This window comes from Streptomyces sp. NPDC093510 (genome assembly GCF_040683555.1).
GTDB lineage: Bacteria > Actinomycetota > Actinomycetes > Streptomycetales > Streptomycetaceae > Streptomyces.
This window is the reverse complement of the sequence record NZ_JBFBEE010000035.1, coordinates 36,953-49,643: the sequence shown is the minus strand read 5'-3', so window position 1 is coordinate 49,643 and position 12,691 is coordinate 36,953. Positions and strand designations below refer to the sequence as shown.

General features: G+C 70.3%; 10 protein-coding genes and 1 other RNA gene. 10 read left to right on the top strand and 1 reads right to left on the bottom strand.

Annotated features, from left to right (window positions below):
- Positions 1-152: 152 nt before the first annotated feature.
- From ftsE to dacB, 6 genes are all read left to right on the top strand, one after another.
- A complete protein-coding gene (ftsE, locus tag AB0N81_RS37510; RefSeq protein WP_055569411.1) occupies positions 153-842 on the top strand; it encodes a cell division ATP-binding protein FtsE in 690 nt (229 codons plus the stop codon).
- A 116-nt stretch (positions 843-958) separates the two neighbouring features.
- Positions 959-1,876 (top strand): permease-like cell division protein FtsX, encoded by a 918-nt coding sequence (gene ftsX, locus AB0N81_RS37505; protein WP_365366577.1) that lies wholly within the window; start codon positions 959-961, stop codon positions 1,874-1,876.
- A gap of 78 nt (positions 1,877-1,954) precedes the next feature.
- Positions 1,955-3,157, top strand: coding sequence for a S41 family peptidase (locus AB0N81_RS37500; RefSeq protein ID WP_365366576.1), 1,203 nt, complete (start codon positions 1,955-1,957; stop codon positions 3,155-3,157).
- An 18-nt stretch (positions 3,158-3,175) separates the two neighbouring features.
- Entirely contained in the window at positions 3,176-3,697 is a 522-nt protein-coding gene (smpB, locus tag AB0N81_RS37495) for an SsrA-binding protein SmpB (protein ID WP_365366574.1), read from the top strand.
- A gap of 154 nt (positions 3,698-3,851) precedes the next feature.
- Positions 3,852-4,221, top strand: a transfer-messenger RNA (tmRNA) gene (gene ssrA / locus AB0N81_RS37490).
- Between the two features lie 148 nt (positions 4,222-4,369).
- Positions 4,370-5,935 carry a D-alanyl-D-alanine carboxypeptidase/D-alanyl-D-alanine-endopeptidase gene (dacB, locus tag AB0N81_RS37485; protein ID WP_365366608.1) on the top strand — a complete coding sequence of 522 codons (1,566 nt, stop codon included), beginning with the start codon at positions 4,370-4,372 and terminating at the stop codon, positions 5,933-5,935.
- Here the strand turns inward: dacB and AB0N81_RS37480 are convergent.
- The gene (locus AB0N81_RS37480) at positions 5,853-7,100 is read right to left on the bottom strand and encodes an MFS transporter (RefSeq protein ID WP_365366572.1); all 1,248 of its coding nucleotides are present in this window, start codon (positions 7,098-7,100) and stop codon (positions 5,853-5,855) included. The genes dacB and AB0N81_RS37480 overlap by 83 nt on opposite strands.
- Positions 7,101-7,183: 83 nt before the next feature.
- Between AB0N81_RS37480 and AB0N81_RS37475 the strand changes: the two genes are divergently transcribed.
- From AB0N81_RS37475 to AB0N81_RS37460, 4 genes are all read left to right on the top strand, one after another.
- On the top strand, positions 7,184-8,167 hold the full coding sequence (locus AB0N81_RS37475) for a LysR family transcriptional regulator (protein ID WP_365366570.1): 984 nt from the start codon (positions 7,184-7,186) through the stop codon (positions 8,165-8,167).
- 157 nt (positions 8,168-8,324) lie between these two features.
- A complete protein-coding gene (locus AB0N81_RS37470; RefSeq protein WP_365366568.1) occupies positions 8,325-9,122 on the top strand; it encodes a hypothetical protein in 798 nt (265 codons plus the stop codon).
- A 215-nt stretch (positions 9,123-9,337) separates the two neighbouring features.
- Positions 9,338-11,458: a glycosyltransferase gene (locus AB0N81_RS37465; RefSeq protein ID WP_365366606.1), complete on the top strand. Its 2,121-nt coding sequence runs from the start codon at positions 9,338-9,340 to the stop codon at positions 11,456-11,458.
- Positions 11,455-12,690: an acyltransferase gene (locus AB0N81_RS37460; RefSeq protein ID WP_365366566.1), complete on the top strand. Its 1,236-nt coding sequence runs from the start codon at positions 11,455-11,457 to the stop codon at positions 12,688-12,690. Before AB0N81_RS37465 ends, AB0N81_RS37460 begins: the two co-directional genes overlap by 4 nt.
- The last annotated feature ends 1 nt before the right edge of the window (position 12,691 follow it).

Genomic DNA, 12,691 nt, shown 5'->3' with positions numbered 1-12,691 from the left:
CTTCCGCGGATTTCGGCGCGGCCCGCCCCCGCACGACGGTTTCCGGCGCCGCCAGGCGTGACAATTTGCGCAACTCAGGACGCCGACTGCGCTCGCGTACCGCCTTCGCGTATGGTCACGCTCACCTACCCCCGGCAACCCGTGGTGCATCCGTGATCCGATTCGACAACGTCTCCAAGGCCTACCCGAAGCAGACCCGCCCCGCGCTCAGGGACGTCTCCCTCGAGATCGAGAAGGGCGAGTTCGTCTTCCTGGTGGGCTCCTCCGGCTCCGGAAAGTCCACTTTCCTGCGGCTCGTCCTGCGTGAGGAGCGCACCAGCCACGGCCAGGTGCACGTCCTCGGCAAGGACCTCGCGCGCCTGTCCAACTGGAAGGTGCCGCACATGCGCCGCCAGTTGGGCACCGTCTTCCAGGACTTCCGGCTCCTGCCCAACAAGACCGTCGGCGAGAACGTCGCGTTCGCGCAGGAGGTCATCGGCAAGTCCCGCGGCGAGATCCGCAAGTCCGTGCCCCAGGTCCTCGATCTCGTGGGTCTCGGCGGCAAGGAGGACCGGATGCCGGGCGAGCTCTCCGGTGGTGAGCAGCAACGCGTCGCGATCGCGCGCGCGTTCGTCAACCGCCCGAAGCTCCTCATCGCCGACGAGCCGACCGGCAACCTGGACCCGCAGACGTCCGTCGGCATCATGAAGCTGCTCGACCGGATCAACCGGACCGGCACCACCGTAGTGATGGCCACTCACGACCAGCAGATCGTGGACCAGATGCGCAAGCGGGTCATCGAGCTGGAGAAGGGCCGTCTCGTCCGCGACCAGTCCCGCGGCGTGTACGGCTACCAGCACTGACAGCACTGACAGCACTGACAGCACTGACAGCTCTGACAGCTCTGACAGCACTGACAGCCCTGTCTCGCTCGTACCGTCTGATCCACTTGATCCACCTGATCCACTGAAAGGCCGCCATGCGCGCCCAGTTCGTCCTGTCGGAGATCGGCGTCGGTCTCCGCCGCAATCTCACGATGACCTTCGCGGTCATCGTCTCCGTAGCGCTTTCGCTCGCCCTGTTCGGCGGTTCGCTGCTCATGCGTGACCAGGTGAGCACGATGAAGGGCTACTGGTACGACAAGGTCAACGTCTCGATCTTCCTGTGCAACAAGGCCGACGCCGAGCAGGACCCCAAGTGCGCCAAGGGCGCCGTCACGAACGAGCAGAAGGACCAGATCCTCGGCGATCTGAAGAAGATGCCCGTCGTGGACAAGGTCCAGTACGAGTCGGCGGACGAGGCGTACAAGCACTACAAGGAGCAGTTCGGCGACTCCCCGCTGTCCAGCTCGCTGACGCCGGACCAGATGCAGGAGTCGTACCGCATCAAGCTGAAGGACCCGGAGAAGTACCAGGTGGTCGCGACCGCCTTCTCCGGGCGTGACGGCGTGCAGGCCGTGCAGGACCAGAAGGGCTATCTGGACAACCTCTTCGGGCTGTTGAACGGCATGAACTGGGCGGCTGTGGCAGTGATGGCGCTGATGCTCGTCGTCGCGCTGATGCTGATCGTCAACACCGTGCGCGTCTCGGCGTTCAGCCGCAGACGTGAGACCGGCATCATGCGGCTCGTCGGCGCGTCGAGCTTCTACATCCAGATGCCGTTCATCATGGAGGCCGCCGTCGCCGGCCTCATCGGCGGAGCCGTCGCCTGCGGAATGCTGTTGGTCGGGCGGTACTTCATGATCGACCACGGTCTTGAGCTGTCCGAGAAGATCAACCTGATCAACTTCATCGGCTGGGACGCGGTCTTCGCCAAGCTGCCGCTGGTGCTCGCGATCGGCCTCCTGATGCCCGCGCTTGCTGCGTTCTTCGCGTTGCGCAAGTATCTGAAGGTGTGACAAGAGCCCCCAGCACGGCAGGGCGTCGTACGGTTCAACCCACCGTGCGGCGCCCCGCGTTGTCCTAGACTCACCGTCATGTCAGGCCACGCCCGGTTCGCCGACCGGTTGTCCCCGCCCCGCCGCATCCGCCGCGGGGCGACCCTGACATTGGTGTTCGCCGGCGTCCTCGTCACGGGGGGCGCCACCGGGTCCTGGAGCGAGGCCGCGGGCGACGGCCGAAATCCCCCTCCCTCTGCCTTGCCGGCTTCGTCGCGTGCCGACGCCCCGTCTCCTCCTGAGGGCGACGTCGTCGACGAGGCCGCCGACGCCGCGGCCGAGGCCATGGCCGACGGCAAGTCCGCGAAGAAGGCCGCCGAGGAGGCCGTCAGCCGTAGCGGGGACCGCTGGGGGTCGGTGTACTCGCCGGGGGAGTACCAGGAGTTCGAGAAGGCCCTCGGCGGCGGTTACACGGGCGTCGGGCTGTGGGCCCGGCGCACCGCCGACCGCCGCATCGAGGTCTCGCGGGTCCAGGAGGACGGGCCCGCGGCCCGGGCCGGCATCCGCGAGGGCGACCGGCTGCGCTCCGTCGACGGCAAGCGCGTCACCGGCCGCCCCGTCACAGAGGTCCTCGCCCTGCTGCGCGGCGACCGCGCGGGCACCCCGGTGACTCTCGGTGTGGAGCGCGGCGCGCGCGCGTGGCGCGAGACGCTGCACAGGGCCCACGTCTCCACGGACCCCGTCACGGTCACCCGGCTGTCGGACGGCGCCGTCCTGATCAAGGTCGCGGCGTTCACCAAGGGCTCCGGAGAGGCCGTGCGGACCGCCGTGCGCGAGGCTCCCGAGGACGCCGGGGTCCTCCTCGACCTGCGCGGGAACTCCGGGGGCTTCGTGACGGAGGCGGTCACCGCGGCGTCCGCGCTGGTCGACGGCGGGCTGGTCGCGACGTACGACGTACGGGGTGAGGAGAAGGCGCTCCACGCCGAGCGGGGCGGCGACACGGACAGACCCGTGGTCGCGCTGGTCGACGGCGGCACGATGAGCGCGGCCGAGCTCCTCACGGGCGCCCTCCAGGACCGCGGGCGCGCGGTCGTCGTGGGCTCCAGGACCTTCGGCAAGGGTTCGGTGCAGATGCCGAGCCGTCTGCCCGACGGTTCCGTCGCCGAGCTGACCGTCGGCCACTACCGCACCCCTTCGGGGCGTGCCGTCGACGGCAGGGGCATCACTCCCGACCTGGAGGCCGAGGACGGGGCCGAGGAGCGGGCCGAGACAGTATTGACTGGCCTCGGACCCCCCTCGTAGTGCGAAAATGGCCGGACTATGGCGAAGGAAAAGGTAAAGCGCAAGGCCGCGAAGGCCAATGAGAAGGCCCCCGCCCGGAAGATGGTCGCGCAGAACAAGAAGGCGCGGCACGACTACCACATCCTGGACACCTACGAGTGCGGCCTGGTGCTGATGGGCACCGAGGTCAAGTCGCTGCGCATGGGCAGGGCCTCCCTGGTGGACGGCTTCGTGCACATCGACCACGGCGAGGCGTGGCTGCACAACATCCACGTCCCGGAGTACGTGCAGGGCACCTGGACCAACCACTCCGCCACGCGGAAGCGCAAGCTCCTGCTGCACCGGGCGGAGATCGACAAGCTGGAGTCGAAGTCGCAGGAGACGGGCCACACGATCGTGCCCCTCGCCCTGTACTTCAAGGACAGCCGCGTCAAGGTCGAGATCGCCCTCGCCAAGGGCAAGAAGGAGTTCGACAAGCGGCAGACGCTCCGCGAGAAGCAGGACACCCGCGAGACCAACCGCGCGATCTCGGCGGTGCGGCGGCGCCAGGGGATCGGCTAGCCGCCGGTCGCGAGGTCCGCGCGAGGTCGGGCGGAATAGGCTGGCACCGTCGTGCGTTGGTCACGTACGATGGGTCTTGCCCCGCTGGTGACGGGGCAAGCCGGATCGAAGATCCACTGCGAAGTGGTCCGAGGTCCATTTGAAAAATCAACATGGGGATGATCGGTTTCGACAGCGGATGTCGAAGCAGGGGAAGCGTGTCGAGGAAGCGGCAATGATCTCGTAAACCATATGTCGCAAAAAATAATCGCCAACACCAAGCGCGATTCCTTCGCCCTCGCTGCCTAAGTAGCGACTTGCGAAGTGTCAGCCCGGGGCTGTTCCCGACCCGGATCCTGGCATCAGCTAGGGAACTAAACTTCTAGGCCCGGTCACGGGACCTAGGAGGAAATCAAACAGTGACTGGGCCCGTCGGCGACTTGTTCGCGTGATCGCCGGGGCCGAGAAAATCGCAGCGAACTGCACACGGAGAAGCCCTGATTCTGCACCGTTGGACGCGGGTTCGATTCCCGCCATCTCCACAATTCCCATGTGAGGCGAGAGCCCTCCGGCCCAGGCCGGGGGGCTTTTGTCGTGTCCGGTCGGCGCGGGACCGGAGTGGGGTCTGTCGCGGGGCGCCGGAGTCCGGGATGCTCCAGGGTCATGAGTAGACCCGTGAGACGCAACACCCGCATGCGCCACTGGATCTGGCCCGCCGTTCTCGCCGTGGCGGTGGCCGGCCTCTCCGGCGGTTCGCCCGCCGGAGCGGACTCCGACCGGTCGGGGCTCCCCGAGGCCATCGACACCGTCCTGGGCGACCCCCGCATGGAGGGCGGCGTGGCCAGTGTCGTCGTCGCCGACTCGGCGTCCGGCGACATCCTGTACCAGCACCGCCCCAGCGGGCGCCTGATGCCCGCGTCCAACACCAAGATGCTCACCTCGGCCGCCGCCATGGAACTCCTCGGCCCCGACCACCGGTTCACGACCGACGTCCTCTCCACCGCACAGCGGCGCGGCCCCGTCCTCCGGGGAGACCTGTATCTGCGCGGCACAGGAGACCCGACGACGCTCGTGAAGGACTATGACCGGCTCGCCGCGAAGATCGCCGACTCGGGCATCAGGAAGGTCACCGGACGGCTGATCGCCGACGACACCCGCTTCGACGACAAGCGCATCGGCGACACGTGGAGCGGCGACGACGAGTCCGCGTACTACGCGGCGCAGATCAGCGCCCTGAGCGTCGCGCCCGACACGGACTACGACACCGGGACGGTCATCGTCGAGGTGGCGCCCGGGGCACGGGCGGGGGACAAGCCGCGCGTGAGCGTGACGCCGAAGACCGACTACGTAGACATCGATCTGCGCGCGACCACCGTCGCCCGGGGCGGCGCCGACACCATCGCCGTGGAGCGGCAGCACGGCAGGAACACCATCACCGTCAGCGGCACCGTCCCGGTCGGCGGGGCCACCACCAAGGAGTGGGCCACCGTCTGGGAGCCCACCGGGTACGCGGCCGCCGTCTTCCGGGACGCCCTCGCCGCGCACGGCGTGAAGGTGAGCGGGCCGACCAGGACGGGGACCGCCACACCGAAGGGGGCCGAGCAGCTCGCCTCACACGACTCCATGAAGCTCAAGGACCTCATGGTCCCCTTCATGAAGCTCTCCAACAACATGCACGCGGAGAGCCTCACCAAGGCCATGGGGCACAAGGCGACCGGGCGGCCCGGCAGTTGGGGCGACGGGATCGCGGCGATCGCCGGGTACCTGAAGACGGCGGGCGTCGACCCGGGCAGGATTCGGCAGGTGGACGGCTCCGGGCTCTCGCGCAAGGACAACGTGGCGGCGGACCAGTACATCGAGCTGCTGCGTTCGGCGAAGGGCGAGCCGTGGTTCGACGACTGGTACGCGTCGCTCCCCGTGGCCTGCGCCCCGGGCAAGTTCGCCGGCGGCACGCTGCGTTCACGGATGTGCGGGACCCCGGCGGCTCTCAACGTCCATGCGAAGACGGGGTCGTTGACGGGTGCGTCCGCGCTGTCCGGTTACGTCAAGGACAAGGACGGGCGCGAGCTGGTCTTCAGCATCATCCTGAACAACTACCTCCCCTCGTCCGTGAAGGCACTGGAGGACGCGATCGTGGTGACCCTCGCCTCCTCGACCGAGGACAAGGCAGTCCCGGTCAGGCCGCGTTCGACGCGCGCGGCCGAGCGGGACGGCGACGGCGAGCTGGAGTGCTCGTGGCACAAGCCTGTGCGCTGCTGAGCAGCAGGGCGCAGCAGGCGGCGGCGACCGGCACTCCGTAGCCCGCGGCGGTGCCCAGGCGCTCCACCGCCCAGCCGCCGCCCGCAGCACCGCAGGCGATGCCCCCGAGGAGGCCGGTCACGGCGAGGGTCATGCCCTCGTTCGACCGCCCCTCGGGGGTGCGGAGCTGGACGAGGGTCATGGCGGTGACCATCGTGGGCGCCGTCGCCATTCCGGCGACGAGCAGCGCTCCGGAGAGGGCGATCAGCGAGCCGGTGACGGTGACCGCGAGCAGCGGCAGGGTCATCAGGACCGCCATCGCGGCGGCGCACAGGAGGTGGCGGCGGCCGAGGGACCCGCGCGGCCGCACGGCTCCGTAGACGAGCCCCGCCGCGCAGGAACCCGCGGCCTGGAGGGCGAGGACCGCGCCTGCGGCGGCCTTGTGCCCCTGCGCGTCCGCGAAGGCGATCGTGACGACTTCGAGGGAGCCGAAGACGGCACCGGTGGCGAGGAAGCCGGCCAGCAGGGCGGGCATCCCGCGCGCGCGGAGCAGCGATTCCGTCCCGGCGGACGGGCCCGTACGCGCCTGGGGCGGCGGTTCCGTCGCCCGCTGGGCGGCGAAGACGAGCACGCCGGTCAGCAGCAGGACCAGGCCGACGAGGGTGCCCGCCTGGGGGAAGAGCGAGCCGCACAGGAACGCCGCGAGAACCGGGCCGAGCATGAAACACAGCTCGTCGGCGGCCTGTTCGAAGGAGTTGGCGGTGTGCACGGCCTGCGCGTCGCCCTTGAGCAGGTGGGCCCAGCGGGCCCGGGACATGCCGCCCGTGTTGGGGGTCGTGGCCGTGGCGGCGTACGACGCGAACAGTGTCCAGTCGGGTGCTCCGTAGCGCACGCACAGCAGCAGCGAGAGCGAGCCGAACGCGGCGACGACGGTGGCGGGGACGGCGACGCGCGCCTGGCCGTGGCGGTCGACCAGCCGCGCCGTCCAGGGCGCCACGACGGCGGTCGCCGCGAGGCCGGTCGCGGTGACGGCGCCGGCCAGGGCGTACGAACCGCGCGCTCCGGAGATCATGATGACGGCGCTCACGCTGAACATGCCCATGGGGAGGCGGGCGATGAGGTTGCCGACGGTGAAGGCGGTGGCGCCGGGTATCGCGAAGAGGCGGGCGTAGGGGTTGCGGGGCATGCGGCAACCCTCGCCGGGGGCGCAGGGCGGGGTCCAACACCTTCTGAGCGCTGATTCACGCGTCTCCGTTGTAGGTTCCTGCGGTGACCGAGGATTCAGTCGTACGCAGAGATGTGGACCCCAGGCTGCTGCGCGCTTTCGTCGCCGTCGCGGAGGAACTGCACTTCACCCGGGCGGCCACCCGGTTGTACGTCGCGCAACAGGCGCTCAGCCGCGATGTCCGGCGTCTGGAGCGTGAGTTGGGCGCCGGACTCTTCGTGCGCACGACGCGGCAGGTCACGCTGACCGCCGACGGCGAACGGCTGCTGCCGTACGCGCGTCGCGTCCTGGCGGCCCAGGACGACCTGCTCGCCGCGGCCACGGGTGCGTCGCGGCCGCTGCTCGTCGACCTGAACAGCCCCGGCCTGGTCTTCGGGCGCATTCTGGAGCGGGCCCGCGAACTGGCCCCCGACTGCGAGCTGATGGCCCGCTTCGAGAGCGGTCTGACCGGCTCCGCCGCCGAGATCGTCGCCGGGCGCCTCGATGTGTCCTTCGGTCGGTACGCGGGGCTGGACCCGGCGCTGCGGGCGGGGCTCGACCAGCAGCCGGTGCGGTACGAGCCGATGGCTGTGCTGCTGCCGGCCGGGCATCCGCTGGCGGAGCTCGACGCCGTGCCGCTGGACGCGCTCGCGGGGGAGACCGTGTACGCCGGGGCGGGCAACCCCAGGACGCTGGAGTGGACCGGCCTGGCGCGGCTGCTCTTCGAGGGCCGCGGCATCGAGATCGCGCCACCCGCGCCGCTCGCCGTCGGCGCCGAGGAGTTCGAGCGGGTCATGGCGAAGAATCGAAATCCGGTCCTCGCTGTTGTCGACTTTCCGGCCATGCCGGGGGCTGAGCTGCGGCCGCTCGTCGATCCCGTCCCGCTGTCACCCGTGTCGCTGGTGTGGCGAAAAGGTCTGGTTCACCCGGGAGTTACCGCTTTGCGGGAGGCGGCCGCGGCGCTCGCCGCAGAGGAAGGATGGCTGGAGACGCCGCCGGACGGATGGGTTCCGGCCGTGGATGCACTCATCATGATGAGACAGAACTGACTGATATCCGCGCCCCCACTCCGGTGCGCTACATTCATGGCCCGAGTTCAGTGTGATAGGGGAGGCGCTCGGATCAGGTGGGGGCCCGGTCCGGACGACAGGTCATCGGGACCGTATGCGCGCCTTAAGTCGGTTATGTGGGGGGTTGTGCGTACGCATGGAAACTTGGCGAGAAGATGCCCTACCAGGACATACTCATGATCCGAACGAGGTCACCGTTCAGATCGACGGCCTGGGACGGCAGCTGGCGGATCTGTCCGCCGAGCCGGGCCGGCAGGGCTCGGCCGACGGGCCTGTCTTCGTCGACGAGACGGGCCGCCGGAGCCGGAGATTCCGCCGCTTCGGGGCGATCGTCGGCATCGTCTGCGCGGTCTACGCGGCGGTCATAGTCGGCACGCTGTTCTCGGGCAGCTCCAGCGCGCCCTGGCTGCCCATGCCGGGCCCCAAGGACGAGAAGCCGGCGAGCAAGGTGGACACGCCGGGCCACCCGGCCGCTTCCGCCGATCCCTCCGCGGCCTCCACCGCCTCCGACCCGTCGGCGTCCCCCGGTGCCAAGGGCAGCAAGGGCTCCGCGGGCGGCAAGGGCGCGACGTCCGAGCCCGGCGGCGACGGCGGTCGCGGCCCCTCCCGGACCGGGGACACCGGCGGCGAGCGGGGCACACCCCTCGGCCCCGACCCCACGAACGGCGGCGGCGGGCCCGGCCCCGGACCCGACCCGACGGACGGCGGCACCGATCCCGACCCGGCCCCGCCCGCAGGCACCGCGGGCACCGGACCCGGCCCGGCCGACCCCGCCGACCCGCCCGGCGGCCCCATCACGCAGCCCCCGAACCAGGGCGACAACGGCAACGGCGGCGGTAACGGCAACGGCGGTGGCGGCGGCAGCGCCGAAGTACCCGTCGGATACACCCCTCCCCCCGCCGAGCAGTCCTCCACGGACACCCAGACGTCCTGAGAGGACGCACCGCGATGAACTCCCGCACCACCAGGGGCCGGTCCGTCCGCCCCCGGGCCGGTCACGCCCAGAACGGCTCCCCTCAGGACGGCTTCCCTCAGGACGACTTCCCTCAGGACGACTTCCGCCAGAACGGCTCACCCCAGAGCACCCGTCCCCGCAGCGGCCGCGGCAGGCGCCGCGCCAAGCCGCCCGTCGGACGCCGCCGTCTGCCCATGCGCTACCTGCTGCCCTCGCTGCTCCTCGTCGCGCTGCTCGCGATGCTGATGCTGCGCGGGTACGTGCACAGCGAGATCCTCGCCGACCACCGGGTGCGGCCGCCCGCTCCCACGGACCACGTGCCGCGGAAGATCCTGGAGGGCGGCCCGGTCATCGACACCCGCAACGGCCGGGAGACCACGCTGAGCGTGCCCGACCACCGGCTCGTGCTGACCTTCGACGACGGCCCCGACCCCGAGTGGACGCCCAAGGTCCTCGACGTACTGAAGGAACACGACGCCCACGGCGTCTTCTTCGTCACCGGCACCATGGCCTCGCGCCATCCCGGCCTGGTCCGGCGCATGGTGGACGAGGGGCACGAGGTCGGCCTGCACACCTTCAACCACCCCGACCTCTCGTACCAGTCCATGAGCCGCATCGACCGGGAGCTCTCGCAGAACCAGCTCGCCCTCGCCGGGGCCGCGGGCATACGGACCTCGCTGTTCCGCCCGCCGTACTCCTCGTTCGCCGACGCGATGGACGACAAGTCGTACCCCGTGACGAAGGCCATCGGCAGCCGCGGCTACCTCACCGTCGTCAACAACACCGACAGCGAGGACTGGAAGCGCCCCGGCGTCGACGAGATCATCCGCCGCGCCACGCCCCAGGGCGGCGAGGGCGCCATCGTGCTCATGCACGACTCCGGCGGCGACCGCTCGCAGACCGTCGCCGCGCTCGACCGCTTCCTGCCCGAGCTCCAGAAGCAGGGCTATGAATTCGGGAACCTCACCGAGGCCCTGGGCGCGCCCAGCGCGCACACCCGGGTCACCGGCGCCGAGCTGTGGAAGGGCAGGGCCTGGGTCTTCCTGGTCGGCGCCTCCGAGCACATCACCGACGGCCTGGTCGTCGCCCTCGCCGTCATCGGCGTCCTCGTCTTCACCCGCTTCGGCCTGATGCTGCTGCTCTCCGCGGTGCACGCGCGCAAGGTGCGGCGACGGGACTTCCGCTGGGGCTCGCCGATCACCGAGCCCGTCTCGGTCCTGGTCCCGGCGTACAACGAAGCCAAGTGCATAGAGGCGACGGTCCGTTCCCTGATGGCGAGCGACCACCCCATCGAGGTCGTCGTCGTCGACGACGGGTCGTCGGACGGCACGGCCCGCATCGTGGAGGGCCTGCGCCTGCCGAACGTCCGCGTGGTGCGCCAGCAGAACGCGGGCAAGCCCGCCGCCCTCAACCGGGGCATAGCCAACGCCCGCCACGACATCATCGTGATGATGGACGGCGACACCGTCTTCGAGGCGTCCACCGTCCGCGAGCTCGTGCAGCCCTTCGGCGACCCGCGCGTGGGCGCCGTCGCGGGCAACGCGAAGGTGGGCAACAGGGACTCGCTGATAGGCGCCTGGCAGCACATCGAGTACGTGATGGGCTTCAACCTCGACCGCCGCATGTACGACATGCTGCGGTGCATGCCGACCATCCCTGGCGCGGTCGGCGCGTTCCGGCGGTCCGCCTTGGAGCGGGTCGGCGGCATGAGCGACGACACGCTCGCCGAGGACACCGACATCACGATGGCGCTGCACCGCGACGGCTGGCGCGTCGTGTACGCGGAGAACGCGCGCGCCTGGACCGAGGCCCCGGAGTCCGTCCAGCAGCTCTGGTCCCAGCGCTACCGCTGGTCGTACGGCACGATGCAGGCGATCTGGAAGCACCGCCGCGCGGTCGTCGAGAGCGGTCCTTCCGGCCGCTTCGGGCGGGTGGGGCTCCCGCTGGTCTCGCTGTTCATGGTCCTCGCCCCGCTCCTGGCCCCGCTCATCGACGTGTTCCTCCTCTACGGCCTGGTCTTCGGCCCCACCCAGAAGACCGTCGTCGCCTGGCTGGGCGTGCTCGCGGTGCAGGCGGTCTGCGCGGCGTACGCCTTCCGCCTGGACCGCGAACGCATGAGCCACCTGATCTCGCTGCCCCTCCAGCAGATCCTCTACCGGCAGCTGATGTACGTCGTGCTGCTGCAGTCCTGGATAACCGCTCTCACCGGAGGCCGTCTGCGCTGGCAGAAGCTCCGTCGCACGGGAGTGCTGGAGGCGCCCGGTGCCATTCCGCGACAGCGGACGGGCAGCCATGATCGGAGTCCCGTCGCATGAGCCACAGCCCCATACCCGCGTACGCGCCGAGGGTGGCTACGGAGACACCGGTCGCCGCGCCCGAGAAGCCGGGCCGCGACCGCTACCTGGACCTCCTGCGCTCGCTAGCGCTCGTCCGAGTCGTCGTCTACCACCTGTTCGGCTGGGCGTGGCTGACGATCGTGTTCCCCTCCATGGGCGTGATGTTCGCGCTCGCCGGCTCTCTGATGGCGCGCTCGCTGAAGCGTCCCGCGTGGGGTGTGATCAAGGGCCGCGTCCGTCGCCTCCTCCCTCCCATGTGGGTGTTCAGCGCGGCGGCGCTCTTCCTGCTCTTCGCGGGCGGCTGGAACGTCTCGGACGACCGCGACCACGGGGGCACGTGGGGCCTGGTGTCCTTGCTCAACTACGTCTTCCCCGTGGGCGCCCCGCCCTTCCCGTGGCACCTGGGCGAGAAGGCGGGCCTCCTGGAGGACACCTGGCCCGCGCAGGCGGTGGGCCCGCTCTGGTACATCCGCGCGTACCTCTGGTTCGTCATCGCGTCCCCGCTGCTCCTCCGGGCGTTCCGCAAGGTCCCGTGGGTGACGCTGTTCGCCCCGCTCGCGCTGACCGCGGTGGTCGGCACGGGCGTCGTCACGATCCCGGGCGAGACCGGCAACGCGGTATCGGACTTCGCGATGTACGGCAGCTGCTGGGTGCTCGGCTTCGCCCACCAGGACGGCCTGCTCGCCCGGGTCCCCCGCTACCTGGCGGTGTCGGCCGCGGCCCTCGTCATGGCCTTCGGCCTGTGGTGGGCGTCGGGCCACCTGGGCCCCGACGGCTGGGACCTGAACGACATACCGCTGGCGCAGGCGACGTGGTCGTTCGGCTTCGTGGTCATCCTGCTCCAGTACGCCCCGTCGTGGCAGGAACTGCCGGGCCGGCTGGCGAAGTGGGACAAGCTGGTCACGCTCTCCAACAACCGCGCGGTCACGATCTACCTCTGGCACAACCTCCTCATCATGGCGACGGTGCCGGTCATCGACATGGCGTACGACCTGCCGTTCATGGAGGACGAACGCTGGAGCTCGGCGCTCGACACGACGTACATGCTGTGGATGACCGTCCTGGTCTGGCCGTTGATCGGGCTGATGGTGGTGGCCGTGGGCTGGGTCGAGGACCTGGCGGCGAAGCGGGGGCCGAGGCTGTGGCCGGACGGCGGGCGGGCGGGAAGGTCTTCCCGTCGGGGACGGGCGTCGTCCCGTCGGGGACGGTGAC

What these genes read in the sequence shown, in the direction of transcription:
- AB0N81_RS37470 (WP_365366568.1), top strand. Translation starts at nt 8,325, where the DNA reads ATGGAAACTTGGCGAGAAGATGCCCTACCAGGACATACTCATGATCCG.
- dacB (WP_365366608.1), top strand. Translation starts at nt 4,370, where the DNA reads ATGCGCCACTGGATCTGGCCCGCCGTTCTCGCCGTGGCGGTGGCCGGC.
- AB0N81_RS37460 (WP_365366566.1), top strand. Translation starts at nt 11,455, where the DNA reads ATGAGCCACAGCCCCATACCCGCGTACGCGCCGAGGGTGGCTACGGAG.
- AB0N81_RS37500 (WP_365366576.1), top strand. Translation starts at nt 1,955, where the DNA reads ATGTCAGGCCACGCCCGGTTCGCCGACCGGTTGTCCCCGCCCCGCCGC.
- smpB (WP_365366574.1), top strand. Translation starts at nt 3,176, where the DNA reads ATGGCGAAGGAAAAGGTAAAGCGCAAGGCCGCGAAGGCCAATGAGAAG.
- ftsX (WP_365366577.1), top strand. Translation starts at nt 959, where the DNA reads ATGCGCGCCCAGTTCGTCCTGTCGGAGATCGGCGTCGGTCTCCGCCGC.
- AB0N81_RS37465 (WP_365366606.1), top strand. Translation starts at nt 9,338, where the DNA reads ATGCGCTACCTGCTGCCCTCGCTGCTCCTCGTCGCGCTGCTCGCGATG.
- AB0N81_RS37480 (WP_365366572.1), bottom strand. Translation starts at nt 7,100, where the DNA reads ATGCCCCGCAACCCCTACGCCCGCCTCTTCGCGATACCCGGCGCCACC.